Source organism: Hoeflea algicola (assembly GCF_026619415.1).
Classification (GTDB): domain Bacteria; phylum Pseudomonadota; class Alphaproteobacteria; order Rhizobiales; family Rhizobiaceae; genus Hoeflea; species Hoeflea algicola.
Window position 1 is genome coordinate 1,713,554 of record NZ_JAOVZR010000001.1, and the last position, 25,915, is coordinate 1,739,468.

At 59.5% G+C, this 25,915-nt stretch carries 26 protein-coding genes and 1 pseudogene; 18 read left to right on the plus strand and 9 right to left on the minus strand.

Translation table 11 applies throughout. The annotated features are described in order from the left end of the window. Positions 1-125: 125 nt before the first annotated feature. The 4 genes from OEG84_RS08425 to bmt all read left to right on the plus strand — a co-directional run bounded on the left by OEG84_RS08425 (position 126) and on the right by bmt (position 4,553). Positions 126-1,142, plus strand: a complete 1,017-nt coding sequence (locus OEG84_RS08425) for an ABC transporter substrate-binding protein (protein ID WP_267653336.1) — start codon at positions 126-128, stop codon at positions 1,140-1,142. A 203-nt stretch (positions 1,143-1,345) separates the two neighbouring features. Then, complete coding sequence (locus tag OEG84_RS08430) at positions 1,346-2,233, plus strand: ABC transporter permease (RefSeq protein WP_267653337.1); 888 nt, start codon at positions 1,346-1,348, stop codon at positions 2,231-2,233. Further along, positions 2,226-3,284, plus strand: a complete 1,059-nt coding sequence (locus tag OEG84_RS08435) for a quaternary amine ABC transporter ATP-binding protein (RefSeq protein WP_267653338.1) — start codon at positions 2,226-2,228, stop codon at positions 3,282-3,284. The genes OEG84_RS08430 and OEG84_RS08435 overlap by 8 nt, the downstream gene beginning before the upstream one ends. Positions 3,285-3,545: 261 nt before the next feature. Further along, positions 3,546-4,553, plus strand: coding sequence for a betaine--homocysteine S-methyltransferase (gene bmt / locus OEG84_RS08440; RefSeq protein WP_267653339.1), 1,008 nt, complete (start codon positions 3,546-3,548; stop codon positions 4,551-4,553). Between the two features lie 106 nt (positions 4,554-4,659). On the opposite strand, the gene OEG84_RS08445 is transcribed toward bmt, so the two are convergent. The 5 genes and pseudogenes from OEG84_RS08445 to OEG84_RS08465 all read right to left on the minus strand — a co-directional run bounded on the left by OEG84_RS08445 (position 4,660) and on the right by OEG84_RS08465 (position 10,621). Continuing rightward, entirely contained in the window at positions 4,660-5,241 is a 582-nt protein-coding gene (locus OEG84_RS08445) for a PadR family transcriptional regulator (RefSeq protein ID WP_267653340.1), read from the minus strand. A 283-nt stretch (positions 5,242-5,524) separates the two neighbouring features. Beyond that, on the minus strand, positions 5,525-7,564 hold the full coding sequence (locus tag OEG84_RS08450; protein ID WP_425602903.1) for a vWA domain-containing protein: 2,040 nt from the start codon (positions 7,562-7,564) through the stop codon (positions 5,525-5,527). Then, on the minus strand, positions 7,564-8,130 hold the full coding sequence (locus tag OEG84_RS08455) for an RNA polymerase sigma factor (RefSeq protein WP_267653342.1): 567 nt from the start codon (positions 8,128-8,130) through the stop codon (positions 7,564-7,566). The genes OEG84_RS08450 and OEG84_RS08455 overlap by 1 nt, the downstream gene beginning before the upstream one ends. 71 nt (positions 8,131-8,201) lie before the next feature. Further along, positions 8,202-8,906, minus strand: a pseudogene (locus OEG84_RS25475) (ferredoxin). A 113-nt stretch (positions 8,907-9,019) separates the two neighbouring features. Beyond that, positions 9,020-10,621, minus strand: a complete 1,602-nt coding sequence (locus OEG84_RS08465) for a trimethylamine methyltransferase family protein (protein WP_267653343.1) — start codon at positions 10,619-10,621, stop codon at positions 9,020-9,022. Positions 10,622-10,869: 248 nt separating this feature from the next. Here OEG84_RS08465 and OEG84_RS08470 point away from each other — a divergent pair, with 248 nt between their 5' ends. Further along, the gene (locus OEG84_RS08470) at positions 10,870-11,577 is read left to right on the plus strand and encodes a corrinoid protein (RefSeq protein WP_267653344.1); all 708 of its coding nucleotides are present in this window, start codon (positions 10,870-10,872) and stop codon (positions 11,575-11,577) included. Between the two features lie 89 nt (positions 11,578-11,666). Here OEG84_RS08470 and OEG84_RS08475 read toward each other — a convergent pair whose 3' ends face one another. Further along, positions 11,667-11,801 (minus strand): entericidin EcnAB, encoded by a 135-nt coding sequence (locus tag OEG84_RS08475; protein WP_267653345.1) that lies wholly within the window; start codon positions 11,799-11,801, stop codon positions 11,667-11,669. 63 nt (positions 11,802-11,864) lie between these two features. Here OEG84_RS08475 and OEG84_RS08480 point away from each other — a divergent pair, with 63 nt between their 5' ends. The 11 genes from OEG84_RS08480 to OEG84_RS08530 all read left to right on the plus strand — a co-directional run bounded on the left by OEG84_RS08480 (position 11,865) and on the right by OEG84_RS08530 (position 21,169). After that, positions 11,865-12,482, plus strand: coding sequence for a DUF1638 domain-containing protein (locus OEG84_RS08480; protein WP_267653347.1), 618 nt, complete (start codon positions 11,865-11,867; stop codon positions 12,480-12,482). Between the two features lie 128 nt (positions 12,483-12,610). Next, a complete protein-coding gene (locus OEG84_RS08485) occupies positions 12,611-13,255 on the plus strand; it encodes an exopolysaccharide biosynthesis protein (RefSeq protein WP_267653348.1) in 645 nt (214 codons plus the stop codon). A gap of 71 nt (positions 13,256-13,326) precedes the next feature. Beyond that, positions 13,327-14,097, plus strand: coding sequence for a formyl transferase (locus tag OEG84_RS08490; RefSeq protein ID WP_267653349.1), 771 nt, complete (start codon positions 13,327-13,329; stop codon positions 14,095-14,097). A 160-nt stretch (positions 14,098-14,257) separates the two neighbouring features. After that, on the plus strand, positions 14,258-14,563 hold the full coding sequence (locus OEG84_RS08495) for a virulence factor (protein ID WP_267656129.1): 306 nt from the start codon (positions 14,258-14,260) through the stop codon (positions 14,561-14,563). Beyond that, positions 14,556-15,146 carry a methylenetetrahydrofolate reductase C-terminal domain-containing protein gene (locus tag OEG84_RS08500; RefSeq protein ID WP_267653350.1) on the plus strand — a complete coding sequence of 197 codons (591 nt, stop codon included), beginning with the start codon at positions 14,556-14,558 and terminating at the stop codon, positions 15,144-15,146. Before OEG84_RS08495 ends, OEG84_RS08500 begins: the two co-directional genes overlap by 8 nt. Then, positions 15,143-16,243: a methylenetetrahydrofolate reductase gene (locus OEG84_RS08505; protein ID WP_267653351.1), complete on the plus strand. Its 1,101-nt coding sequence runs from the start codon at positions 15,143-15,145 to the stop codon at positions 16,241-16,243. The genes OEG84_RS08500 and OEG84_RS08505 overlap by 4 nt, the downstream gene beginning before the upstream one ends. A 77-nt stretch (positions 16,244-16,320) precedes the next feature. Next, a complete protein-coding gene (locus OEG84_RS08510) occupies positions 16,321-17,289 on the plus strand; it encodes a methyltetrahydrofolate cobalamin methyltransferase (protein WP_267653352.1) in 969 nt (322 codons plus the stop codon). Between the two features lie 6 nt (positions 17,290-17,295). Next, the gene (locus OEG84_RS08515) at positions 17,296-19,332 is read left to right on the plus strand and encodes an ASKHA domain-containing protein (RefSeq protein ID WP_267653353.1); all 2,037 of its coding nucleotides are present in this window, start codon (positions 17,296-17,298) and stop codon (positions 19,330-19,332) included. A 98-nt stretch (positions 19,333-19,430) separates the two neighbouring features. Further along, positions 19,431-19,634: a mercury resistance system transport protein MerF gene (merF, locus tag OEG84_RS08520; RefSeq protein WP_267653354.1), complete on the plus strand. Its 204-nt coding sequence runs from the start codon at positions 19,431-19,433 to the stop codon at positions 19,632-19,634. Then, positions 19,631-19,849, plus strand: a complete 219-nt coding sequence (locus OEG84_RS08525; protein WP_267653355.1) for a GDCCVxC domain-containing (seleno)protein — start codon at positions 19,631-19,633, stop codon at positions 19,847-19,849. Before merF ends, OEG84_RS08525 begins: the two co-directional genes overlap by 4 nt. 132 nt (positions 19,850-19,981) lie before the next feature. Further along, positions 19,982-21,169, plus strand: coding sequence for an MFS transporter (locus OEG84_RS08530; protein WP_267653356.1), 1,188 nt, complete (start codon positions 19,982-19,984; stop codon positions 21,167-21,169). Between the two features lie 6 nt (positions 21,170-21,175). On the opposite strand, the gene OEG84_RS08535 is transcribed toward OEG84_RS08530, so the two are convergent. Beyond that, positions 21,176-22,081 (minus strand): LysR family transcriptional regulator, encoded by a 906-nt coding sequence (locus tag OEG84_RS08535; protein ID WP_267653357.1) that lies wholly within the window; start codon positions 22,079-22,081, stop codon positions 21,176-21,178. Between the two features lie 118 nt (positions 22,082-22,199). Here OEG84_RS08535 and OEG84_RS08540 point away from each other — a divergent pair, with 118 nt between their 5' ends. Then, positions 22,200-22,388, plus strand: a complete 189-nt coding sequence (locus OEG84_RS08540) for a hypothetical protein (protein WP_267653358.1) — start codon at positions 22,200-22,202, stop codon at positions 22,386-22,388. A gap of 116 nt (positions 22,389-22,504) precedes the next feature. Then, positions 22,505-23,506 carry a GlxA family transcriptional regulator gene (locus tag OEG84_RS08545; RefSeq protein ID WP_267653360.1) on the plus strand — a complete coding sequence of 334 codons (1,002 nt, stop codon included), beginning with the start codon at positions 22,505-22,507 and terminating at the stop codon, positions 23,504-23,506. A gap of 90 nt (positions 23,507-23,596) precedes the next feature. On the opposite strand, the gene OEG84_RS08550 is transcribed toward OEG84_RS08545, so the two are convergent. Next, on the minus strand, positions 23,597-24,925 hold the full coding sequence (locus OEG84_RS08550) for a GGDEF domain-containing response regulator (RefSeq protein WP_267653361.1): 1,329 nt from the start codon (positions 24,923-24,925) through the stop codon (positions 23,597-23,599). A gap of 134 nt (positions 24,926-25,059) precedes the next feature. Next, positions 25,060-25,896, minus strand: coding sequence for a DUF1194 domain-containing protein (locus tag OEG84_RS08555; protein ID WP_267653362.1), 837 nt, complete (start codon positions 25,894-25,896; stop codon positions 25,060-25,062). Between the last annotated feature and the right edge of the window lie 19 nt (positions 25,897-25,915).

The window sequence follows — 25,915 nt, forward strand, 5'->3', positions numbered from 1 at the left end:
TGATTGGTCTTCAATGGCCGAGAGGCGACACGCCTTCAATTCCATGGGCATCCGGTATGAGCAGTGACCGGATTTGTCGAAAAGTGGAACAAACACTGCAAACATGAGACTGGGAGGTCTTACACATGAAGAAGCTTCTCGCTTCCACCGTTCTCGCCATGGGCCTTATGGGCTACGCAGGCGTCGCTCAAGCCGCCTCGCACAGCGAATGCGGTCGCGTTACGATCGCAAACATGAACTGGGCTTCGGCCGAAGTTCTCGCCAATATCGACGAAGTCATCCTGTCGGAAGGCTATGGTTGCCAGGCCGAACTGGTCGCTGGTGACACGACCCCGACACTTACCTCCATGATCGAGAAGCAGGAACCGGATGTTGCTCCGGAAGCCTGGATCAATTCGCTGCGCACCCTGCTCGATGCAGCCGTTGCTGAAGGCAAGCTGTTTTACGCATCCGAATCGCTCAGCGATGGCGGCGTCGAAGGTTGGTGGATCCCGAAATATTTCTCTGACAAGCACCCAGACATCAAGACCATCGACGATGCACTGGCACACCCGGAGCTGTTTCCGGCGCCTGGCATGGAAAACGAAGGCAAGGGTGGCGTTTACAACTGTCCTGAAGGATGGGGCTGCCGCATCATCACCACCAACCTCTTCAAGGCCTACGGCGCTGAAGAAAAGGGCTGGGTAACGGTTGAAACCGGTTCCGCTGCCGGCCTCGACGGCTCGATCGCCAAGGCCTACGAAAGCGAAAAGCCGTGGCTCGGCTACTACTGGGCGCCGACTGCCATCCTCGGCAAGTACGAAATGGTCAAGCTCGACCATGGCGTCGAACACAACAAGGAAGAATGGGATCGTTGCACCTCGATCACCGATTGCCCGGATCCCGTGAAGAACGCCTGGTCGAAGTCTGAAGTCTATACGGTCGTGACCGCGGAATTCAAGGAACGCGCAGGACCAGCCTACGACTATCTTGCAAACCGCAGCTGGCCTAACTCCACGGTCAACAAGCTGCTTGCCTGGATGGCCGACAACCAGGCAACAGGTGAAGCCGGTGCCCGTCACTTCCTCAAGGAAAATGAGGATATCTGGACAAAGTGGGTTTCGCCGGAAGCTGCCGAAAAAGTCAAGAAGGCAGTGATGTAAGCCATTGCTTACAGTGTGGCGGGCTCAGGTCCGCCACACTTATATCCAGATCAGGTCGGCCGCGATCACACGCAGCCGCAGTTTTCTGGGGGCCTGAAACGGGGCACGCGCCAATTGGTGCATTCGTCAAGCGGAAGGCAGCGATGCATTGCTGATCGCTTTGCGATTGGCACAAATTATTTCACCGTATTTGGAGCGTGAATATGGATTGGCTCACTAAATTCCCCGCCATGGACACCGACAGACTAACCGCGCTTAAAAAGGCGATCGATTTCGCGTTTCGCGATTTCACCCGGGCCAATGGCGATATGTTTGAAACCGCCCTCTACCCGGTTCAGTGGTTCATGTATCGCGTCGAGCAATTGCTCACCAGCTCACCCTGGCCGCTCGTTATCCTTGCCTTCGCAGTCATCGCATGGCTGGCGAGCCGCAGCACCAAGATCACCATCGGAGTCGTGATCACATTGTTGCTGATCGGCTATTTCGACATGTGGGAAGACACGATGAAAACCATCGCCATGACGGTGGTGGCGACGATACTTGCCATCATTGTCGGCATTCCCATCGGCATTCTCATGGGCCGGTCCAATCGGATCCAGGCCGTCCTCAATCCGATCCTCGACGTGATGCAGACCATGCCGAGTTTCGTCTACCTCATTCCTGTTGTCATGTTGCTCGGCATCGGTCGCGTTCCCGGCCTGATCGCCGTGATGGTCTACGCCATTCCGCCGATCATCCGCCTGACCAATCTCGGTATTCGCCTGGTCGACAAGGATGTGCTCGAAGCGGCTGACGCATTCGGGTCGTCCAACTGGCAGCGGCTCAAGAACGTGCAGATGCCGCTGGCATTGCCGACCATCATGGCTGGCGTCAACCAGACCATCATGATGGCGCTCGCCATGGTCGTGGTCGCCTCGATGATCGGCGTTCAGGGTCTCGGTCTTCCTGTGCTCAAGGCAATTTCGAACCAGTACTTCACACTGGGTATTTTCAACGGCCTCGCCATTGTCGGCATCGCCATCATCTTTGACCGTACCAGCCAAGCCTACGGCAAGCGGTTGCAGAAGCATCTAGAGGTGGTCCATGGTTGAGCAATCCGCTGAAATCGGAATTAGCGTTCGCAATCTGTACAAGATTTTCGGACCCAATCCGGAAGCCTATATCGACGCCGTCAAGGGCGGCATGACCAAGACCGAGCTCAACGACAAACACAATCATGTGCTCGGTCTCAAGGACATCAACATCGACATGCCCGGCGGCGGCATCCAGGTTGTCATGGGTCTGTCCGGATCCGGCAAGTCCACGCTGATCCGCCATATCAACCGGCTGATCGATCCGACCGCTGGCGAAGTCATTGTCGGCGATGAAGATGTCGTCAAGATGAACGAGAACGAACTTCGCGAGTTCCGTCGCCACAAGACCGCCATGGTGTTCCAGAAGTTCGCGCTTCTGCCGCACCGCACGGTGCTTGAGAATGCGGTCTATGGCCTGGAAATCCAGGGCCTGCCGCGTGAAGAACAGGAAACCCAGGCGCGGCGCTGGATTACCCGCGTCGGCCTTGACGGCTTTGAGGACAACTACCCCAATCAACTTTCGGGCGGAATGCAGCAGCGCGTGGGCCTTGCCCGGGCGCTGACCAATGATGCGCCGATCCTGTTGATGGATGAAGCCTTCTCGGCGCTCGATCCGCTTATCCGCATGGACATGCAGACCGTGCTGCTGGATCTGCAGAAGGAAATCCGCAAGACCGTCGTCTTCATCACCCACGATCTCGACGAGGCGTTGCGCCTTGGTGACCGCATTGCCATTCTGCGCGATGGTGAAGTGGTCCAGCAGGGCACCAAGCAGGAAATCGTGCTGCACCCTGCCGACGAGTACATCTCGAGCTTTGTCCGCGAGGTCAACCGCGGTCGTGTGATCACCATCGACATGGTGATGACCCCGCTGTCGGGCGAGCCGAAAGGCATGCCGGTTGCCGCCGGTTCGGTGCTTGAGGTCGCTGCCAAGAAAATGACTGACACCAACGCATCGACTGCCCATGTCACCGATGCTTCCGGTAAACCGATCGGCAACATCGACATCCGCGATGTCATCGCCGCCATGGTGACGCCAGTGGATCATGAGTCAGCCGCAGCAGCCTGATTGCTTTCACTCCGCGCAAGGCAACAGTGCGGAAACTGATCAATCGAAAGATCCCGCGGGCGAGTTAATCGCCCGCGGTTTTTTTATGTTCAGACCGGCAAGCTTGTTGCAATGATATAAGCATATCTTTATACGTATCGCATCACACTATGTATGATGTGCTGTATCCCGCCCTTTGCACGGCGACCTGCAGCATCCCTTGATCAGCTTGCAGCGGCCCTTGCGCGTCCGACCGGACGCCACCCTGTAAAGGAGAACTCAATGCCCGTTTCCAATCCGCTTGCCGACTTGCTGGCTGAAAAGGGCGTCCTGCTCGCCGACGGCGCCACCGGCACCAATCTTTTCGCCATGGGTCTGGAATCAGGCGAGGCCCCGGAAATGTGGCTGGAAACAGCGCCGGAGAAAATCACCAAGCTGCACCAGGATTTTGTCGACGCCGGTTCCGACATCATTCTCACCAATTCCTTTGGCGGCACCCGCAACCGCTTGAAGCTGCACGAGGCCCACGACCGGGTGTATGCACTCAACAAGAAGGCTGCCGAGATCGCCCGCGCCGTCGCTGACAAGGCGCCGCGCAAGGTCATTGTCGCTGGCTCCGTTGGCCCGACCGGTGACCTGCTCGTGCCGCTGGGTGCGATGACCTACGAAGCAGCCATCGAATCCTTTTCCGAGCAGATAGAGGGCCTCAAGGCCGGCGGCATTGATGTCGTCTGGATTGAAACCATGTCAGCCACCGACGAAATCCGCGCCGCCGCCGAAGCCGCGGTGCGCCATGAACTGCCCTATGTCTACACCGGCTCCTTCGACACCGCCGGCAAGACCATGATGGGCGTGCATCCGCGCGACATTCATTCACTTGCCAAGGATATCGGCGACGGCCCGTTTGCCGTTGGCGCCAATTGCGGCGTCGGTGCCTCCGACATCCTTTCTTCGCTGCTCGACATGACCGATGCCGATCCCGAAGCTGTCGTCGTCGTCAAGGGCAATTGCGGCATTCCCGAATTCCGTGGCGCCGAAATCCATTACTCCGGCACCCCGCCACTGATGGCCGATTACGCCCGGATGGCAATCGACAGCGGCGCCCGCATCATCGGCGGTTGCTGCGGCACATCCTGCGAGCACCTTGCCGCCATGCGCCAAGCGATTGACGGCCACACCAAGGCAACACGCCCGACGGTCGAGGAAATCGTCGAACGCATCGGCCCGATGCGCAATACCGTGGCCGCCGACAACAAGGCCCCCGGTCGCGAGCGTCGCCGTCGCAGCTGAATCTAATCCATACCAACGCAATCACAGCAAAAGGCCGGCGCACATGCACCGGCCTTTTGCTTGTCCTGTCCAGGCTTTCGGTGCAGAATTGTCGCCGCACCCAATTTCAGTCCTGCAAGGCCTCGATGTCGCCGCGGGCCTTCTTCAGGATTTCCAGCGCCTGCTGGGCCTGTTCGGCGGAAAAACCGCCACTTCGCACCTGGCGGAACAGCGTCTTGCGCAAGGCACGGAATTCGGCCCCCAGCGACACACCCTGAATTTCTTCCGACGCTTCGTCGATCTGTGCATTGATCCGGTCAAGATCGACGCGGTTTTCCTCGAGATAGGCCCGCCCCTCCTCGGTAATAGCAAAGAGCTTCTTCGCGCCCTGCATCTGTGAAGATACCAGATCGGCTTCCTCCAGCATCTGCAGCATCGGATAGATCGCCCCGGGGCTTGGGCTGTAGGCTCCCTGGAAGCGGGCTTCCAAGGCCTTGATGATATCGTAGCCGTGGCGCGGTTGCTCGGCGATCAGGCCGAGAACCACCAGCCGCAGCGCGCCGGCGTCGAACATGCGCTTGCCCCGACCACCAAACGGACCGCCGCGATGGCGTCCAAACGGGCCACCACGTCCACCGCCGCCACGCCCACCTGATCCCTCGGGACCAGAGAAATGACGTGTATCGCCGTGGCATCTGTGTCTGTGCATTCCAAACATATTGGAATCCTTTCATATAATCGTTAGCACTTTATATCGTATTATCTATGCAAAGATATATCTTTTACAAGAGACAGCACAAATACCGATACTGGCGCATCAAGTATCTCTTTGAATTTGCTGGACTATAAGATGCGCATGGTAAGACTTAACCCGATCGAGACTATTACGTTCGGCCGGGTTTCGGCCGGCATTTTGGGCGTCGACCGAAACATCAGTGCAACAGCTGGCTGCAACACAGCACGACCAGACGGCCGGATGCGGGTTGGATGGGTTACCGATCCAGCCCCAGCGCAAGCCGCACCAGTTGAAGGAATTCGGCGCGGTAGCCGAACGGGTCGGAACCACGCGCGTCAGCTGCGGCCTTCTCGATCGCGCTATAGCCATAGAGTGAAACCGCATCATCCTTGCGCAATTTCTGTCCGAACGCGGCGACGGCTATCGAAAACCGGACATCTTCCGGGGCAGCGTCAAAACTGTCGACTTCGTTCCCGGTGGTCACCGGAATTTCCGTAAGCTCGCTTTGCGCTTCGCCCGGCACCTTTGCGCGCATTTTTACAAACGCATATTCGTCGCCGTGCCGGGTCTCCGCCGCAGTCTCGGTCTCAGCCTCGGTCGCTGGGGCGCCATACCGCAAATCGCTGTTGAGCACCGCCGGGCTTTCAACCGGGGTGATTTCATAGATTGCCGTCACAGTGTGGCCAGATCCGATCTCGCCTGCATCCACCCGGTCATTGTTGAAATCCTCGCGGTTGAGTGCCCGCGTCTCGAAGCCGATCTGGCGATATTCGGCGACCGTCTCCGGGTTGAACTCGATCTGGAACTTGACGTCCGAGGCGATCGGAAACAGCGACGCCGAGGCTTCCTGCACCAATGTCTTCTGGGCTTCCGACAATGTGTCGATATAGGCAGCCACGCCATTGCCATTCTGGGCAATCGTCTGCATCAACTGGTCATTGTAATTGCCCTGGCCAAAACCGAACACCGACAGGAAGACGCCGCTCTCGCGCTTGGCCTCGATCAACGTCTTCAAGGCGTCATCGTCACTCGGGCCGACATTGAAATCGCCGTCGGTGGCCAGCATCACCCGGTTTACACCACCTTTGATGAAACCTTTTTCAGCCAATCGGTAAGCTTCCTCCAGTCCCTCTGCGCCGGCGGTCGAGCCGTCCGGGCGAAGCTGCTCCATCGCATCGAAAATCTCTTGCTTGTTGGCAACCCTGGTCGGCTCCAGCACGGTTCCCGCTTCCCCGGCATAGGTGGCGATCGATACCGTGTCGTCCGGATCAAGCTTGTTGACCATAAGCCGGAAGGCCGATTTCAAGAGCGGCAGCTTGTCCGCCGCATTCATCGAACCGGAAACATCAACCAGAAACACCAGGTTGGCGCGCGGCCGCTCAGTAGCCGGAAGCTCGTATCCCTTCACCCCCACATGCAAAAGCTTGGTGTGTTCATTCCACGGTGTGGGCGTCACTGTCACGGAGGCTCGGAAAGGTGTCGCCGCGTCGGCCGGAGCGGGATAATTATAGGGAAAATAATTGACCAGTTCTTCGACCCGGATCGTCCGTGGATCGGGGAACGTTCCTTGCTTTAACGCCCGGCGCATCAATGCGTAGGACGCCGTATCGACATCGGCGGAGAAGGTCGAGACCGGTTCTTCAGCCACGGATTTGACGGGATTGCTTTCAAAACCCTGCACCATGTCGCCTTCGCCGTCTTGCACCTGTTTGGAATCGTACTTGTCCACAACGCTAAACGACTGCCGATTGGGTTGGGCCGTAAAATCCTGCCGCGCGAGACCTGCCAATGGCTGCCCGACCGCTTCGCCTGACACCGCGCCGTTCGGCTTGAAGGCGCGCTTGGCCAGTGCCTGCGCGGATGGCCGCGGCGCCGGAGCCATTTCCGGCTGGGCGGTAACCGCGCGCTCCATTTCCGTCGGTTCAGAACGCGGCGTGGCTTTATCGTCAATCGTCGCCTCGGGGCTGGCAGCGCTATCCGCTTCCAACAAAGTCGACAGCCCTGGCCGCCAGCCAGTGTAATCCTTCGAAACCTGCCAGGCGACATAGCCCGCTGCCGGCAGGATCATCAATGTGGCAAGGGCCGAGCCTACCATGTAGCGTTGTTTCATCAGTCCACTCCATATCGAGGTTGCGATATGGGTAAGACGTCCACCCGCGGCTGATCCTTGGGTGGCTTGAGGTTTTTCTTGTCCGGCCCGGTCATAGGCCCGCATCGCCACATCCAGCGCCTGGCGTTTGGCATCTTCCAGCGGCGCCCGCGGATTTCGTGCCAGTCTCTTGAGATCTTTATCGATCATCGCTCGTCTCCGGCCTCGCCCAGAAGGGATTTCAACCGCTTCCGCGCGGTGTGCAAATGATAGGAAACCGTGCTTTCGGCGCAGCCCATAACCGCCGCCGCATCAGCGTGGCTCAACTCCTCGCCGTAAACCAGCAGCATTGCATCGCGTTGTTTCACCGGTAGACCACGGACCGCAGCCCAAACATGATCGCTGTCACTTGCGTCATACGCCTCTGTCGCCTCACCGAGAGCCCCTGCATGGACCGACCATGCCACCGACTTGCGCCTGTCGCGCGCCGCCGCTCGCGCATGGTCATGGGCCGCGTTGATGGTCAGGCGATAAAGCCACGTTGTAAAAGCGCTCTCGTTGCGCCAGTTGCGGATCGCAAATCCAAGCCGAAGACAGACATTCTGGGCGATATCCTCTGCCGCCGACCGGTCGCGGCACCATTTCCATGCCACGCGATGGATGAAATCGTAGTGGCGTTCGACCAGCAGCGCAAAGGCTGCCCGGTCGCCATCCGATGCGCGCACAGCCAGCGTATTATCCGCCGGGTCGTCGATCCGGGTACTCAAGTTCATGCCGGCACGCATCTCCATCACCCAAGCTTTGACGATACGATATCGGCAATCCTTGGGTGCCGCGTCAACTTTTATGCAAAAGCCGCCATGTGAAATCGCATCTGCGCCCCACCATAACGGTATTTTGGCCCCACCGGACAGGCTTCGCGGGCCAAACAGCCTGAAACCATGCAGCCCTGTTTCCCATTGTCAGATGCCAGATACTCACGACAGGTCGATACAGCCAGCCCATCATGTGTAAACGCACCAACCGGGCACCGCGACAGGCAGGGCTTGTCCACACAGCTATCGCAGGGGTGAGGGCTTGCGCGAATTTGCGCCCTTATTATCTCAGTCAGGCCGAAGCTGGCGGCCGCCTCCGCACCAAACAGGATGGCGACGCGGTAGCCGTGCTAGAGCCCGAACTCGGGATGAATGAGCATCCCCAGCGGCGAGGCCTTGAGCCCTTCAGCCGCCATCGCCCATTGCTGGAACGGATGCCACGGCCGGTCTGACGGAAACACCGCTTCACCGCCGGCCGCCGCCGCAATCGGCGCAATGACCGCTTTTGACCAGCTATCAAGCGGATCTGCGATCCCGGGGTGTTGATTGCACCACTCTGCAAAGGACGGCCAGAATTCGCCACCGGCATGGCCGACAAGACACAGCGCCGACGCAGCAGCGCCTTCCGCCATTATGGGTGCACTGGCCGCGTCCAGCCGGATCCACCCGCGCAGACGAAGCCCGTTGTCCGCCAGCGCATTCTCAAGCGCGCGGGTTGAAGCGCTTTCCGGCATGGGGCTCATCCACCGGGTTTGCCGTCACGAAACGCAGAGCGCCAGACCTCTTTATGAATGAGGTCAGCAACTTTTTCCTGTGCGCCTGTCTCCCTGGCTTGAGCGGGCTGTGTTCAAGTGAACGCGTCGGGCATCGATTCCTTGCGCTCGCGCATGAAGGCCAGAAGCGCCTCGTCGATCGCCGGATCGAGATCGGGGGCAACATAGCTGTCGAGCCACGACCGGCACAGCGCCCGGGCGCGTTCCTCGATGCGCTTTTCGCCCTCGGCCAGCCATTGCTCATAGGAATTGTTGTCAGCCAGCGACGAACGGAAGAACGCTTTCTGGAAATTGGCCTGGGTATGGGCACAACCGAGATAATGGTTGCCCGGCCCCACTTCGGCAATAGCATCCATCGCCTGACCGGTCTCCGACAGGTCGACGCCCTGGGCAAAACGTTGCTGCATGCCCAACTGATCGACATCGATCATGAATTTTTCATAGGAACTGACCAGCCCGCCTTCGAGCCAACCCGCCGAATGCAGCGCAAAATTGGTGCCAGCCAGCAGCGTCATGTTGAGTGTTGAGGCACTCTCATGGGCAGCCTGTGCATCGACAACCTTGGAGCCGCACAGCGATCCGCCGGTGCGGAACGGCAGTTTCAGCCGTCGCGCCAGCTGCGCGGCGCCATAAGAAACTAGCGACGGTTCCGGCGTGCCGAAGGTCGGCGCACCCGACTGCATCGAAATCGAGGCTGCGAAAGTACCAAACAGCACCGGTGCGCCCGGCCGCACGAGCTGCGTGAACGCGGCCCCGGCAAGCACTTCCGCCAGAATCTGGGTCAGCGTGCCGATCACCGTCACCGGGCTCATGGCGCCGGCAAGAATGAAGGGCGAGACCACGCAGGCCTGGTTGTTGCGGGCATAGACCTTGAGCGCGCCCAGCATGGTTTCGTCAAACACCATTGGAGAGTTGGCATTGATCAGGTTGAGCGTGACGCAATTCTGGTCGACAAATTCCGCACCGAACAGAATCTTGCACATCTCCACCGTGTCTTCGGCGCGTTCCGGCGCGGTGACCGACCCCATGAACGGCTTGTCGCTGTATTTCATATGGCTGTAAACCATGTCGAAATGGCGCTTGTTGACCGGCACATCGACCGGCTCGCAGACGGTGCCACCGGAATGGTGCATCGCCGGTGCCATATAGGCCAGCTTCACGAAATTGCGGAAATCCTCGATCGTCGCATAGCGTCGCTCGCCATCCAGGTCGCGCACGAAGGGCGGGCCGTAAACCGGCGCGAACACGGTCGCCTTGCCGCCGATCTGCACCGAGCGGGCCGGGTTGCGCGCGTGCTGGGTAAAAATCTCCGGCGCGGTCTGTAGCAATTGCCGGCACAGGCCTTTGGGAAAGCGAACCCGTTCGCCCTTCACGTCTGCGCCCGCTTCGCGCCACAGCTGCAACGCCTCGGCGTCATCGCGGAACTCGATGCCGATTTCCTCGAGCACCGTGTCGGCGTTGGTTTCGATCAGGTTCAGGGCTTCCTCATCGAGCACTTCATAAACGCCAACCTTGCGCATGATGAACGGCATCGATTGGCCTGGCCCACCGCCTGACCGTTGCGCGCGCCTGCCTGCGGCGCCCTTGCCCCGTCGTCCGGAGGAACCTTCAGGAGAAGCCTCAGGGATTGCTGCTTGAACCGGATCTGTTGTGGATTGAGTGTCTGACTGAGCCATCAAAAGCCTGCATATTCTGGATTGACGCACCATCGCGCTGTATGATCCATGCTAGTCAAAACCGTCTTGCGCACCTGCCTTTATGCGCCAAGCCTTGGCGCTGCAGGAATAGCTGCTCGAAGGCACCGTCGCATTTTCAGATATGTGCGTCGTTTTCAAGGAACTTTTTGCAAACGAACCGCTATATCGCTATGCAGGGTGGATCCGGTACGCCGCGCGGCTGGATAAGGGTACAAAGGGAGAATTCCATGTCTGATGAAGAAATCGTCCTTTCCGAACTCTCTGATGATGAACTTGTCCAGCAGATGCACGACGATCTGTATGACGGGCTGAAGGAAGAGATTGAGGAAGGCACCAACATCCTCCTCAGTCGCGGCTGGACACCCTATGATCTGCTGACCCAGGCTCTCGTCGAAGGCATGCGAATCGTCGGGGAAGATTTTCGCGACGGCATCCTGTTCGTGCCGGAGGTGCTGATGAGCGCCAACGCCATGAAGGCAGGCATGTTCATCTTGCGCCCGCTGCTGATTGAAACCGGCGCGCCGAAACTCGGCAAGATGGTGATCGGCACCGTCAAGGGCGACATTCACGACATCGGCAAGAACCTTGTCGGCATGATGATGGAAGGCGCGGGCTTCGACGTCATCGACCTCGGCATCAACAATTCGGTCGAGAAATATATCGATGCGATCGAGCGTGAGCAGCCCGACATTCTCGGCATGTCGGCGCTTTTGACCACCACCATGCCCTACATGAAGGTCGTCATCGACACGATGAAGGAAAAGGGCATCCGCGATGATTACATCGTGCTGGTCGGCGGCGCGCCGCTCAACGAGGAATTCGGCAAGGCCGTTGGCGCCGATGCCTATTGCCGCGACGCAGCGGTCGCAGTAGAAACTGCCAAGGACATGATCAAGCGACGTCACAACCTGATGGCGACTGCCGCTTCGAACTAGAACCCTACTGCCCGGAACGCCAGGCGTTCCGGGTCGCAGTTGATGCAGCACGATTGCCACCAAGCAATATGCCTTGAAAGCAACCTGCGTTAGTTGCCGGCGACTGCGTCGCCAACAGCATTGGCTGAATCATTAACGTCGCGACCAATACCGCGTATCGTATTGGCGCAGGAAGCCAGTGTCAGGGCAAGAACGAGAATTGTTGTAATCTTGAATGGCGTCATGGCCCGATGATTCTCCTAGAATTGCTTGAAGCCTGAACCCTGCATGTGGTGAAAGGCGATTCGATGGCAGATCCGGAAACAAACCAAACCCCACCCCGCAAAAAGGTGCGGGTCATCGCCTGCGGCATGATTGCCCGCGAGGTGCTGGCGGTAAATGCGCAGCTCGGTCACGACCACGTCGATCTCAAATGCATCGATGCCAACTACCATCACTATCCCGACCGCATCGCCCCGGCCGTAGATCTCGCCATCCGCAAGGCGCGCGAAGAAGGTTATGAGCACATTTTCATTGGCTATGCCGACTGCGGAACCGGCGGCGAACTCGACAAGGTCTGCGCCGCACACGCAGTGGAGCGGATTGCCGGGCCGCATTGTTTTTCCTTCTACATAGGCAACCAGGCCTTCGAACAGGTCGGCGACGAGATAATGATGACATTTTTCATCACGGATTTTCTCGCCCGCCATTTCGAGGCGTTCCTCATCAAACCACTCGGGCTCGATCGCTTTCCGGAACTGCGTGAAACCTATTTCGGCCACTACGAACGGGCGCTCTACCTGGCGCAAACCGACGATCCCGAGCTTGAACGCCTGGCCCGCGCCTTAGCCGAGCGCCTTGGGCTGCGCTACGAAAAACGCATGACCGGTTACGGCGATCTGACCGATGCCCTCAGGCCACTTTGAGCCGACGGGGCGCAGGTCGCCGGTTGAAAACTAAATCCCGCTGCCGCGGCTGATTTCCAGTTTCTGCCATATTTTTTAAGCAATCCGTGCTTAGATGTAAGGGCAACATCAAAGTACGGATTTTCCCAGTGAGTTCGCAGTCCCTCGCATCGTCTGTTCCGGCAATCGCCGCGGGCGCCCACCGTCACCCCGAAAAATTGTCCGACCTGCTCGAACGGCTGGCACGCGACGCGGGCGAACGGGTAAGCATGCGCGAAATTGCCACAGCTCTGAACGACCGTTCTTTTGGTGCGTTTCTGCTGGTCTTCGCTTTACCGAATCTCATTCCACTGCCGCCGGGCGCAACCATGGTGCTCGGCTTGCCGATGGTTTTCGTCGCCTGGCAACTGGTGATCGGTTACGACAAGGTCTGGTTGCCGCGCGCGCTTGCCGATTACGCCGTTGACCGCTCCACCTTCCAGCGGATGGTGACGCGGGTCTCGCCCTGGCTGCGCCGTGCCGAAACCTGGGTGCGGCCACGCAACTGGCCGCTCGACGGCCCGGTGCGGGAACGATTGTTTGGAATTTTCACACTGCTACTCGCCATCACCTGCGTCTTGCCGATTCCTTTCGGCAACTGGCCGCCGGCCTTTGCCATCGCGGTGCTTGGCGTCGCCCACACCGAGCGTGACGGCAATTGCCTGCTGGTCGGCGTGGTTGCCGGCATTATCGCGATCGGTGTCGCCGGATTGGTGATCGCAGCCACCGGCGCCTTGCTGATGCAGCTGTTTTAGAACATCGTTCGATAGCCGGATCTTAACCGGAGATGCTGTAGTCTTGAGCGACGCCATATATGGGAGCTCACATGGCCACGGCACCGAAAATCCTCGTCATCACCGCGGGCGGCCCCTACCCCTGGGTCATCATCAACGCACTCGCTGAGCGCTTCGGCGGCACCGAAGTAGCCCTCGAACAGCCCGAATCCAAAGCTCTGTTCCTCAGGCGGCGGGCCCGCAAGATCGGCTGGTTTGAAACCGCAGGCCAGTTTCTAACCATGTCTGTGTCGCGCTTCGGCAAGCGTTTTGTCAAAGCCCGCGAAGCCGAGATCATTCAGCACCATAGCCTGAACACCGAACCATCGCCTACTGTTCCGGTCACGCCGGTATCATCGGCCAATGGCGAGGATTGCCGGGCGCTGATCACCACGAGGCAACCCGAGGTGGTTTTCCTGGCAAGCTGCCGCATGCTCAACCGCGCCACGCTTGCCGCCATCCCCTGCCCGGTGCTCAACTACCATTCCGGCATCAACCCCAAATACCGCGGGCTTGCCGGCGGCTGGTGGGCGCGCGCGTCCGGTGACCAAGCCAACTACGGCACAACGGTCCACCTGGTTGATGCCGGCGTCGACACCGGCGACATCCTCTATCAGGCTTTTCTCTCCCCCGATCCGCGCGAATCACTGCTCACCGACGCGATGGCGATGGCTGCCGGTTCGCGCGACATTGCCATCCGCGCGGTCGAGGACGCCCTCACCGGCAGGCTGACGCCGAAAGCCAGCACCCTGCCCTCTGTGCAACGGTTTCACCCGCCAATCTGGACCTATCTATGGACCGGCCTGACCAGAAAGATCTGGTAGAGGCAAATACTTGACGCCCCCCGATGGGGATCTGATAGACACCGCACCATCGCTTCGCCAGCCAGCCAAAACCGGCAGGTCGTTTTTGACGCTCCGCGCGTCGTCGTCAGCGAAGCGGCGAATTTCCACCATGCGCATTGTAACTCTCGAGGAGAACTTCATGGCCAACCGCATCATCGTCTACTGGCGCGACATTCCTGCCCAGGTGATCGTCAAGAAAGGACGCACCACCGCAAAGCGCGAACTGTCATTGCGGTTCACCGAAGCCATCGACATGTGCGCCATGCGCACCGGCGCGGCTGAAACCGATGATTACCTCGCCGATTGGCGTCGCGCTGATCCGGTAGAAGTCTCCGACGATCTTGAAGCCGAGGCGGAGAGCGCCGCGGCAGAGCTGGAAACCGCCTACGACAAGGAGCGACTGGTCGCCCTGGTCAAGGGCGGAGGCAGGGAGAGCCATGGCTGACGCGCCGACCACTACCACACAGGCAAGCCTCAACAAGAAGGCAGCCCGGAAGATTGCCTATAAACCATCTGGCGTCTCGGCGACGCGGCGCAATGCGCGCCGCTTTGCCATTCGGCTCTGGTCTGTGCGCCACGCGCGCGCGCTCGAATGGTTTTATGCGCGGTTAGCCAAAGTGTTTCTGATGCTGCATCCGATGTGGAAGGTGGTTGGCTACCAGCGCGCCGAAGCGCCGATCAAGTTCATCGAAAAACACGTCAAGGGCTTGCTGTTTGACTGCCGGATGTGCGGCCAGTGTGTGCTGTCCTCAACCGGCATGTCCTGCCCGATGAATTGCCCCAAGCAACTGCGCAACGGGCCCTGCGGCGGGGTCCGCGCCAACGGCCATTGTGAAGTCGAGCCGGACATGCCCTGCGTCTGGGTGCAAGCCTGGTCGGGGGCGCAAAAGATGCAGGAGCGCGACAACATCCTCAATGTCCAGAAACCAGTGGATCAGGCTCTGGGACAAACCTCGTCATGGTTGCGCGTCACCGCCAATGCCGCTGCCGAGCGGGAACTGTCGGCTCAACCGGAGGCGGGCCAGTGAACCAGGTCGATACCAATCCGCAGGATCCCAGCGCGCCGCTCGAGCCGTTGCCCGGCCATTCCTCCTATGGCCGACTTGAACGCATTTTGCGGCGCGGCGAATTCGCAGTCACTGCAGAACTCAACCCGCCCGACAGCGCCAACCCGCAGGATGTGTATGAGCGCGCGGCGATCTTCGACGGCTGGGTCGATGGCATCAACGCCGTCGACGCATCGGGCGCCAACGCCCACATGTCTTCGGTCGGCATCTGCGCACTGCTGACCCGCATGGGCTATGCCCCGATCCTGCAGATTTCCTGCCGTGACCGGAACCGCATCGCCATCCAGGGAGATGTGCTGGGCGCCTCGGCCATGGGGGTGCAGAACGTGCTCTGTCTGACCGGCGACGGCGTCCAGGCCGGCGACCAGCCCGGCGCCAAGCCGGTGTTCGATCTCGATTGCATGTCGTTGCTCGAAACCATCCGGATCATGCGCGACAATTCGAAATTCCTTTCAGGCCGCAAGCTCACCACCGCGCCGGCCCTGTTTCTCGGTGCGGCGGTCAATCCCTTTGCCCCGCCGCACGATTTCCGACCGCTGCGATTAGCCAAGAAGATCGCTGCCGGCGCACAATTTGTGCAGAGCCAGTATTGCTACGACGTACCGATGTTCAGACACTACATGCAGCAAGTGCGTGATCTCGGGCTTCACAAGGAATGTTTCATCATGTGCGGCGTCGGTCCGCTGGCTTCTGCACGGACAGCCAAATGGATGCGATCGAACGTGCCCGGCGTGCATATTCCCGATGCCATCATCGAGCGGCTGGAAGGCGCCCAGGACCAGAAGGCCGAAGGCAAGCGGATCTGCATCGACATAATCAACGAGGTCAAGGAAATCGAAGGCGTTTCCGGCATTCACGTCATGGCTTACCGCCAGGAAGAGTTCGTCGCCGAAATCGTGCACGAATCAGGTGTACTCAAGGACCGTCGGCCGTGGCGCAAGGAACCGAACTTGGGTGACGAAATGGTCGCCGCGCGCATGGAGGAAATCCTTGATGAACCACGCCAAAGCCCGCATGAACTGGCGGGCGCTGCCGGCGATACGGAGACCGTCGAATGAACCCGAGGCTTGCATCCTTCGCCGACCTCCTATAATCATATAAAGAAATCTTTATGTCCTGACAGCAAGGATCGCACATGACACGTACCATCGTCGCCTCAGCCACCCGTGAACTGATTATCGGCTTTGATCAGCCCTTCTGCGTGATCGGCGAGCGCATCAATCCGACCGGCCGCAAGAAGCTGGCCGCGGAGATGATCGAGGGTAATTTCGAAACCGTCATCAAGGACGCGCTGGCACAGGTCGCCGCCGGTGCCTCCATGCTCGACGTCAATGCTGGCGTTACGTCCGTCAACCCGAACGAAACCGAACCCGGACTTCTGGTTCAGACGTTGCAGATCGTTCAGGATCTGGTCGATGTGCCGCTGTCCATCGACAGTTCCGTTACCGCAGCTATCGAGGCCGCTCTGAAGGTCGCCAAGGGCAGACCACTGGTCAACTCGGTCACCGGCGAGGAGGAAAAGCTCGAAGCCATTCTGCCACTGATCAAGAAATATGATGTGCCGGTGGTGGCAATTTCCAATGACGAAACCGGCATTTCGATGGATCCTGACGTGCGTTTCGCCGTTGCCAAGAAGATCGTTGAGCGTTGCGCCGATTTCGGCATTCCGGCCCATGATGTGGTTGTCGATCCGCTGGTGATGCCGATCGGCGCCCTTGGCGACGCTGGCCGCCAGGTGTTTGCCCTGCTGCATCGGCTGCGCCATGAACTCAAGGTCAACACCACCTGCGGTCTGTCCAACATTTCCTTCGGCATCCCTCATCGGCACGGCATCAATGCCGGTTTCATTCCGATGGTGATCGGCGCCGGCATGACCTCGGCGATCATGAATCCTTGCCGTCCGCAGGAAATGGAAGCCGTTCACGCCGCCAATGTGCTCAACGGCACCGATCCCAACTGCATGAACTGGATCAAGACCTACAAGGACTACCAGTCGAATGTGGCCGGCTCCGCGCCCGCGCCGCAAGCAGCCGCGCCTTCGAATGACGGTGGATCTGGCGGCCGTCGTCGCGGCGGTCGCGCGGGCCGCTCAGGAGGCGCATGACCTGTAATGACCGACCACCTAGTCCTGTTTATGCCATCGGGAAAGCGTGGCCGCTTTCCCACTGATACACCGGTGCTCGAAGCGGCGCGCCAATTGGGCGTTCATGTGGAAAGTGTCTGCGGCGGACGCGGTATCTGCGGTCGCTGTCAGGTTGAAGTGCAGGAGGGGGTGTTTGCCAAGCACGGCATCACCTCGTCCAATGAGCACATCAGCCCCTTCGGCGGCAATGAAATCCGTTACGCTGAAAAACGCGACCTGAAGGCCGGACGCCGGCTTTCCTGCACGGCAAAGGTCCTCGGTGATCTCGTTGTCGACATCCCGCAGGATACCGTGGTCAACGCCCAGGTCGTGCGCAAGGATTCCGACGGACGGGTTATCGAGCGCAATCCGGCTGTGCATATGTGCTACGTCGAAGTCGATGAGCCTGACATGCACAAACCGCTCGGCGATCTCGACCGGATGCTGGTACAAATCAAGAACGACTGGGGCTTCAGCAATCTCCAGATCGACGCATATCTCTACGCTCAGGTGCAGAAAATTCTGCGCAAGGGCGACTGGAAGGTGACCGCCGCCATCCATGAACCCTTCGAAGGCGGACCAGCCATCCTGGTTGCACTTTATCCCGGCCTCAAGAACGAGGCCTACGGGATTGCCTGCGATATTGGCTCGACCACCATCGCCATGCATCTATCCTCTCTCCTGTCGGGACGCACGCTGGCCTCGGCAGGAACCTCCAATCCACAGATCCGCTTCGGCGAGGATCTGATGAGCCGCGTCTCCTACGTGATGATGAACCCCGAAGGTCGTGAGGGCATGACCAAGGCGGTGCGTGAGGCACTCAACGAACTGATCGGAAAGGTCTGCAAAGAAGGTGGAATCGAACGCACCGACATCCTTGACACGGTGTTTGTCGGCAACCCGATCATGCACCACCTGTTTTTGGGCATCGACCCGACCGAACTAGGCGGCGCACCGTTTGCGCTTGCGGTGTCCGGCCCGGTCAATGTCAGGGCGTGCGAGCTCGATATCGAGGTCAATCCCGGAGCACGGGTCTACATGCTGCCCTGCATCGCCGGCCATGTTGGTGCCGACGCCGCAGCGGCAACGCTGACCGAAGGCCCCCACCGCCAGGACGAGATGATGCTGCTGGTCGATGTCGGCACCAATGCCGAGATCGTGCTTGGCAATAAGGCGCGCACCGTTGCCGCATCCTCGCCCACCGGCCCGGCGTTTGAAGGGGCGGAAATTTCCTGCGGCCAGCGCGCTGCCCCCGGCGCCATCGAACGCGTTCGCATCGATCCCGTCACGCTCGAGCCGAAATACCGCGTCATCGGCATCGAACCCTGGTCCGATGAGCCCGGTTTTGATGAGCAAGCCAAGAAAGTTGGCGTCACCGGCGTCTGCGGCTCCGGCATCATCGAGATCATCGCGGAGATGTACCTCACCGGCATCGTCTCAGAGGACGGCGTCATCAATGGCGAGTTGGCGGCGACAAATCCGCGCATCGTTCTGAGCGGGCGAACATACTCCTATCTGCTCAAGGATGGCGAACCGAAGCTGATGGTGTCGCAGAACGACGTTCGCGCCATCCAGCTCGGCAAAGCTGCGCTCTACGCCGGCATCAAGCTGCTGATGGACAAGCTCAGCATTACCACTGTTGACAACATCGGCCTTGCCGGCGCCTTCGGCTCCTTCATTGATCCGAAATATGCGCTGGTGTTGGGCTTAGTGCCTGATTGCGAAATCGCCAAGGTCAAGGCCGTCGGCAACGCCGCAGGCACCGGTGCGCGCATGGCGCTCCTCAACCGCACCCATCGCCGCGAGATCGAGCACACCGTCACCCGCATCGAGAAGATCGAGACCGCTCTGGAATCAGATTTCCAGAAGCATTTCGTCAATGCCATGGCCTTCCCCAACAAGGTCGACGCCTTCCCGCGCTTGGCCCAAGAGGTGCAACTGCCGGTGCGTTCGGTGGACACAGACGCCGCTGACGGCATCGAACCGGGCGTCGCCAGGCGCCGCGGTGGCCGCCGCCGCGGCTGACCGGTGGGGCTCGCGATTCGAGCCCCCTGTACCGCTCGCGAAGATGTGAAGTGAGTATCCTCGCTGCGCGCGTTAGTCTTGCGCTCAGGAGGATCCACATGTCGGACAAAGGACTACTTCGGTTGGGCATTTTTGGCACTGTGCTGGCAGCCCTGTGCTGTTTCACGCCGGTACTCGTGATTTTATTCGGCATCCTGGGGCTGGCTTCGGTGGTGGGTTATCTCGACCTGGTTTTGTTGCCGGTGCTTGCTGGTTTCATTTTGTTGACGATCTACGCGCTCTGGAGGCGCAATGCTGCATGACCCAGCTCCAGTCCACTCTCACCTGCCCCGAATGCGGCCATGCCGAGACCGAGACCATGCCAATCGACGCCTGCCAGTGGTTTTATGACTGCAAATCCTGCGGCGCGCTCCTCAAACCCAAGCCCGGAGACTGCTGCGTATTCTGTTCCTATGGAACCGTTGCCTGCCCTCCGGTCCAGCAGGGCGACGTCTGTTGCAACACCGGTTCCACCTGACCCCGGGGCCGGACCAATCTGGGCTAGACGCACCGCGCCAGTTGTATGCGACTCAGCGCGTCCTGGTCCGGGGCTGGTAGTCTAAACGCCATCTGGCTTTACCCGAATCGACGTTGCCGCTACGGCTGAGCGATGGCCAGCCTGTTCAGATCACCGCTGTTTTTCGTGTTCGCGCTCTGGGCCGCCGGTCTGGGCGCGGCGGCCCAGTTTGCCAAGGTCGTGGTCATCTTTCCGGAGCTTCAGGCCCATTACGGCGAAACCGGCGCGGCGTCGGGCTATCTTGTCTCGCTGATATCCTTCATGGGCATGGTGCTGGGGCTGGTGACCGGCATCATCGCGATCCAGATCGGCCTCAGGCGGTTGCTGCTGATCGGATTGATCCTTGGCGTGGCGGTTTCAATTTTCCAGGCCACGCTTCCGCCTTTCGGGTGGATGCTGGCGAGCCGTCTGCTTGAAGGGCTGTCGCATCTGGCCATCATCGTTTCCGCGCCAACCCTGATCGCTCAGTTTGCCGCCGACCGGCATCAGGGCGCTGCTCTGACCCTGTGGGGTACCTTCTTCGGCGTCGCTTTTGCGATTATGGCCGTTGCTGCGCAGCCGGCGATAACCGCCTTCGGCCTGGGCGGGCTGTCTGCCGCACACGCACTCTACATGGCCGCCTGCGCGATGCTGCTGGCCTGGGCGCTGCCCTCGCATGATCACGGCATCCCCGCATCATGGCCATCGCTCACTGATGTCGCGCAGCAGCATCTGAAGGCCTATTCCTCGCCTTTTATTGCAGCACCGGCACTTGGCTGGTTGTTTTACACACTGACATTCGTGGCCCTGATGGCAATTGCGCCGACTTTGGTCGACCCCCAACACCGTGCGCTGGTGGCTGCTACCATGCCGCTTGCCAGCATCCTGTCCTCGATCACGTTTGGCTCCTGGTTGTTGCGCTACTTGCCGGCGGTCACCGTGATCATCAGCGGCTTCGCGCTCGCCATCCTGCTGATGCTGGTATTCGCCCTCTTCGGTCCGGGGCCCTGGTTGTTCATCGCCTTGTTTACGGCTCTCGGCCTGGTTCAGGGCGCTAGTTTCGCCGCCGTCCCGCAACTCAACCCGTCGCTTACCGATCGGGTTCTCGGCAATGGCGGTCTCGCCCAGACCGGCAATCTCGGCAACAGCATCGGCACCCCGATCGTTCTCGCCATCCTCGCCTCCGGCGCACCGCTGGCCCTACCGTTGTTCCTGATCGGTTGTTATGGCTGCGCCATCCTCGTCCATCTCGCTATGGGCAAGCGTCGCAGGGCGCAAGCAAAAGCCTCGAGTCCGGCGTGACCAGCCTCAGGCATTGAACGAACCGGTCTGGCTGAAACGCTCGAACCCGGCCCGGAAATGATCGCTGACGGCACAGACCGGCGCTGACGGGTTGGCGGCAACCTTCAGCAGCAATTGATAGGCACCCGGCGCCGGAATGCCGCAGCATTCATCCAGGATCTGCAGGTCGGAGCCAATGAAGCTCCGCCCCATCGGTGCGATCGCCAGGTCCGACAGGATTGCCGCCCGCTGTCCGGCGGAATGCGAGGTCATGAACGCCACCCGATAGGTCCGGCCCACCCGATCAAGCGCCGCCAGCGCCTTCTCACGCCAGATGCAGCCGTCTTCCCACATCGATACCGGCAATGGATCAAGCAGGTGCGCTTGCCCACCCTTGGCGCCAACCCAGACGATGTCGTCTGTCATCACCACCTCATCTCCCTCTTCGAGTGAATCCCGGGCACAACTGACCAACGCGATGTCGAGATGTCCCGATGCAAAGCGCTTGGTCAAATTGGCGGACTCGTCGATCACCACGTCGACGGTCACGGAGGGATGCGACTGGGCAAACAATTTGAGCACGCCCGGCAGCACCGCCTCGCCGTAATCTGATGGTGATCCGATCCGCACCACCCCGGAGACATCGGGGGAAACGAAACGCGAGATCGTTTCGCGGTTGAGCGCAATCAGCCGCCGCGCATAGCCAAGCAAAATCTCGCCATCATGGGTCAGCGAGACATTGCGCGCGTCGCGTAGGAACACGGAGACGCCCAGTTGCTCTTCCAGACGCTTGATCTGCATGGAAACCGCCGATGGCGTGCGGTAGATCCGCGCGGCTGCGGCGGTAAAGCTGCCGGTTTCGGCAATTGCAACAAAGCTGCGCAAGACATCGGGGTCCAGCATTAACAGCGGATGATTGAGAGGTGCGTTCATATCATTCAATTCTGTTGATCGTTTAGCTCAATTCATTTCGTTTGATTGAACATTGCAATAGCGTGATGATGTTGTCAATCCAGCCAGGCTGGTCAACACCGAGCAAGGAGACAAGACGATGTTTGAACTATCCAGTATTGCCCGACTGGCTCGTCAATGGCGCGCCGAACGCAACCGCAGAGCAATGGAGCGTCAGCTCTACGCGCTTCCGCTGGAACTGCAGAAGGACATTGGCTGGCGCGCATCTGCGCGGCAATATGCTCCCGACAGCAGGATCAGCAAGATCCCCGGATGCCCGCTTGTGTAAAGCTTGTGTGGCCGATGTCATAAGCCGAAATATTCGCGTTCCGGCAGTGACAAGTCACAAATTTTGTGGCCTGATTGCGACATCGGCCTTTCGTGGGCGCGCAAAGGGATTTGGGCATGCCCCCACAAACTACACACAAGCGTTCTTTCGTCTTTTTTCTGGTTCCCGATTTCTCCTTGATCGCCTTTGCGATGGCGGTCGAGCCGTTACGGCTGGCCAACAGGATGTTGGGCTATGAGTGCTATGCATGGCGCCTGACCTCCCATGACGGAGCCCCGGTCAAAGCCTCCAGTCAGGTAGAAGTTGCGGTCAACACATCGCTGGAAGACGAGCGGCGCAATCTGTCGGGCGAGAACCGGCCGACCATGGCCTTCGTTTGCTCGGGAACCAATGTCGAACGGTTCAACAACAAGTCGGTGTTGGCCTGGCTGCGCGAGGAACACAACCGCGGCGTCGCCATTGGCGGCCTGTGTACCGGCGCCCACATTTTGGCCATGGCCGGCCTGCTTTCCGGTCGGCGGTGCGCCATCCACTGGGAGAACCTGCCCGGCTTTGCCGAAGCCTTCCCCAAGGCCAATGTGTTCGCCGATCTCTATGAGATCGACGGCGCCATCCATACCTGCGCCGGCGGCACCGCAGCGCTCGACATGATGCTTCGGCTAATCGGTGAGGACCATGACGACACGCTGGTCAACCGCATCTGCGAAATGGCGCTCACCGACCGGGTCCGCAACGCCCATGACCGACAGCGGCTGCCGCTGCGCGCACGTCTCGGCGTTCAGAACGCCAAGGTGCTGTCGATCATCGAACTGATGGAAGCCAATCTCTCCGAACCGCTTTCGCTGATCGAGATCGCCGACGACGCCGGCTTGTCACGGCGCCAGATCGAGCGACTGTTTCGCCAGGAGATGGGCCGTTCACCCGCGCGCTACTATCTGGAGATCCGTCTTGACCGGGCCCGCCACCTGCTGATCCAGTCGCCAATGCCGGTGGTGGAGGTCGCCGTCGCTTGCGGCTTTGTCTCTGCATCGCATTTTTCCAAATGCTACCGCGAACTCTACGATCGCTCACCGCAGCAGGAACGCGCCGACCGCAAGCAGTATCTGTCGGCGGCGTAAGTAACACGACCTTCTGACTGCTGAATTCGAACGCTTCGCCGAGACTCATATGTCAGGCAAAGCCGGAGCCATCGCCTTGATGGCCTCCGCTCAGGCGACGGCCTTGCCGCCGATATCGGTTTCCGAGAACACGCAATTTCGGCCGGCATGTTTGGCCATGTAGAGAAACTGGTCAGCGGCATTGAGGTAGTTGTCGAACATCTCTTCCGGGGCGATCTCTGCAAGACCGATGGAAATCGTTACACTGAGCTCGCCATCGGCGGTAGTGATCGGCATCTGTTCGATTGAAGACCGGAGCCTTTCGCAGAATTCGCGCGCCTCGGCAAAATTCCGCCCGGAAATCAGGAGGCCGAATTCTTCTCCACCCAAACGGGCCAGCAACTGCTCGTTGCCACACATATCCGCCAATTGCCCGGCGACCGACTTGAGCGCCACATCGCCAATCTCATGGCCATAAGTGTCGTTTAGCCGTTTGAAATGATCGATATCGACAATCGCCAGCGACTGGGCTTGATTGTGTTTGCGCGCCAGAGCGATCCGGCGTGGCCCATAGTCAAAGAAATATCGCCGGTTGTACAAGCCGGTGAGATAGTCCCGCGCAGCCAGTTCGCGCAATTGCCGGACTTGATTGGTGGTCTGGATGTTCTGCGCCACCCGCCATCGGAACTCCTCAATGCCCAGCGGCTGGTGCAGAAAGTCGTTGGCGCCGGCACGGAGAAACCGCGCGGTCAGCGATCGGTCTTCCAGTGAAGACATGCCGATAATCCGCAATTGGTCAAAATCCCGACGCTGGCGGATCTGTTCGACCAGCGTCAATCCGTTCATCTCCGGCATCAGGTAGTTGATGACGGCAAGGTCGAAATCATCGTCCTCTTCCAGCGCCTCGAGCGCAGCTTCGCCGCTGGCAACCGCGGTCACCCGGTAAAGCTGCCGCAGCAATTGCTCGCTGAGCATTTCTCGCATGGTCATGGAATCGTCGACAACCAGGACGTGGGCGCCGCGGTTGGAGAGTATGCGGATGGCCGCCTTGACCAGGTTCTCGATCGCGTCCTTGCCGTCCTTGAGAACGTAATCGGCGACGTGTTTGGTGAGTACTTGCTTACGTTTTAGATCGGAGAATGTTGCCGTAAACACGATTGCCGGAATATTCTTCGATAGCAGCAAATCAAGTGCCTCGCCCGCCGGCGCGCCGGGAAGATTGAGATCAATCAACGCAAGTGCAAATCGTTCCGGTGCTTCCTCCAGCACCGAATGCAGGATCTCAAGCGTGCTGCAACTGGTGACCCTCATCCCGTATTCACCCGCAAGTCGCTGCTTCAGGGCGGCGATATAGGTGCGGGAATCTTCAACCAGCAGGATCTCCAGATCCTCGAAAACACCAAGAGGCGCCGAACGGCTGTTTGGTTTTCTGAAAGGCACTGTCAAAAATCCGGAAAATAAACTTGCAATGGCTCAAATATGCAACGCCGCGTTTTCTAATTCGTTAACAATTTTGGGAGCTTGGTGCCGGAGCGTCGAAATATCTGAGGCACACGGTCGCAGCCTCCACCGGGCTAACGATCGTCAAACACCCATTGCCGTTGCTCCCAAATTTTTTCGCCAATCAGGCAATCATAGGTTTCAATTGGATTATTCGACCGCTGCGGCGCAGACGCCGCTGTGGGAAGCACTGTTGGCTCCTCTCGCGGCACGTTGCCACCAATTTCGAGGATGAGCTTGCGGCGGATCGTTTCGGGAAATTGCTGCCAATCCGTGACCGGCACCAGAAAACTTCCCGGCCCCCCAATGACACATTGGGCATAATAGCGGTCCAGATCGTCAATGTTGAAGCCACGACCTGCTCCACTATCGGTCATCAGCGGCAATCCATTGATGACGACTTGCCTTTCAAGCGCAGCCGCCCGCGCCGCCAGAACCGGTCCGCCCTGATTGTTCGGCCCGTCGCCGGATACATCGATTACCTTGCGCAGGCTTTCAAACGGCGCCGCGTCAAACCGGGCTACCGCATGGGCAAGCGCTCCTGAGATCGAGGTCCGGCGCTGCCCCACCGGTCGCGACCGCGAAATTACGTCCGCCACCCTGTCGGCGTCCTGTCTACTTTTCACCAACGTCCAGTCAAAAACATCCCGGATGGAGGTGTCGCCGGCCCATTCGAACATGGTGATCGCGATCCGGCCATAAGCGCCTTGCGCGATGGCACGCACCACATCGGGATGCTTGAGCGCCGCAGCATAGCCATCGCGTTGAATCGCCAGTTCCTCCGGCGACATCGAGCGCGATACATCGATCGCCAGAACCAGCGCAACATCCACCGGTTCTTGCGCCCGCACTACCGATGTGGCTGGCAACAATCCAGCCATCACCATCAAGCACTTGAGCCATCCAGCCATGACGCATATTAGCATGACG

Bases quoted from the DNA above. Each gene is read 5' to 3' on its own strand.
- OEG84_RS08425 (WP_267653336.1), top strand. From the start codon at position 126: ATGAAGAAGCTTCTCGCTTCCACCGTTCTCGCCATGGGCCTTATGGGC.
- OEG84_RS08430 (WP_267653337.1), top strand. From the start codon at position 1,346: ATGGATTGGCTCACTAAATTCCCCGCCATGGACACCGACAGACTAACC.
- OEG84_RS08435 (WP_267653338.1), top strand. From the start codon at position 2,226: ATGGTTGAGCAATCCGCTGAAATCGGAATTAGCGTTCGCAATCTGTAC.
- bmt (WP_267653339.1), top strand. From the start codon at position 3,546: ATGCCCGTTTCCAATCCGCTTGCCGACTTGCTGGCTGAAAAGGGCGTC.
- OEG84_RS08445 (WP_267653340.1), bottom strand. From the start codon at position 5,241: ATGCACAGACACAGATGCCACGGCGATACACGTCATTTCTCTGGTCCC.
- OEG84_RS08455 (WP_267653342.1), bottom strand. From the start codon at position 8,130: ATGAACTTGAGTACCCGGATCGACGACCCGGCGGATAATACGCTGGCT.
- OEG84_RS08465 (WP_267653343.1), bottom strand. From the start codon at position 10,621: ATGGCTCAGTCAGACACTCAATCCACAACAGATCCGGTTCAAGCAGCA.
- OEG84_RS08470 (WP_267653344.1), top strand. From the start codon at position 10,870: ATGTCTGATGAAGAAATCGTCCTTTCCGAACTCTCTGATGATGAACTT.
- OEG84_RS08475 (WP_267653345.1), bottom strand. From the start codon at position 11,801: ATGACGCCATTCAAGATTACAACAATTCTCGTTCTTGCCCTGACACTG.
- OEG84_RS08480 (WP_267653347.1), top strand. From the start codon at position 11,865: ATGGCAGATCCGGAAACAAACCAAACCCCACCCCGCAAAAAGGTGCGG.
- OEG84_RS08490 (WP_267653349.1), top strand. From the start codon at position 13,327: ATGGCCACGGCACCGAAAATCCTCGTCATCACCGCGGGCGGCCCCTAC.
- OEG84_RS08495 (WP_267656129.1), top strand. From the start codon at position 14,258: ATGGCCAACCGCATCATCGTCTACTGGCGCGACATTCCTGCCCAGGTG.
- OEG84_RS08500 (WP_267653350.1), top strand. From the start codon at position 14,556: ATGGCTGACGCGCCGACCACTACCACACAGGCAAGCCTCAACAAGAAG.
- OEG84_RS08510 (WP_267653352.1), top strand. From the start codon at position 16,321: ATGACACGTACCATCGTCGCCTCAGCCACCCGTGAACTGATTATCGGC.
- OEG84_RS08515 (WP_267653353.1), top strand. From the start codon at position 17,296: ATGACCGACCACCTAGTCCTGTTTATGCCATCGGGAAAGCGTGGCCGC.
- merF (WP_267653354.1), top strand. From the start codon at position 19,431: ATGTCGGACAAAGGACTACTTCGGTTGGGCATTTTTGGCACTGTGCTG.
- OEG84_RS08525 (WP_267653355.1), top strand. From the start codon at position 19,631: ATGACCCAGCTCCAGTCCACTCTCACCTGCCCCGAATGCGGCCATGCC.
- OEG84_RS08530 (WP_267653356.1), top strand. From the start codon at position 19,982: ATGGCCAGCCTGTTCAGATCACCGCTGTTTTTCGTGTTCGCGCTCTGG.
- OEG84_RS08535 (WP_267653357.1), bottom strand. From the start codon at position 22,081: ATGAACGCACCTCTCAATCATCCGCTGTTAATGCTGGACCCCGATGTC.
- OEG84_RS08540 (WP_267653358.1), top strand. From the start codon at position 22,200: ATGTTTGAACTATCCAGTATTGCCCGACTGGCTCGTCAATGGCGCGCC.
- OEG84_RS08545 (WP_267653360.1), top strand. From the start codon at position 22,505: ATGCCCCCACAAACTACACACAAGCGTTCTTTCGTCTTTTTTCTGGTT.
- OEG84_RS08555 (WP_267653362.1), bottom strand. From the start codon at position 25,896: ATGGCTGGATGGCTCAAGTGCTTGATGGTGATGGCTGGATTGTTGCCA.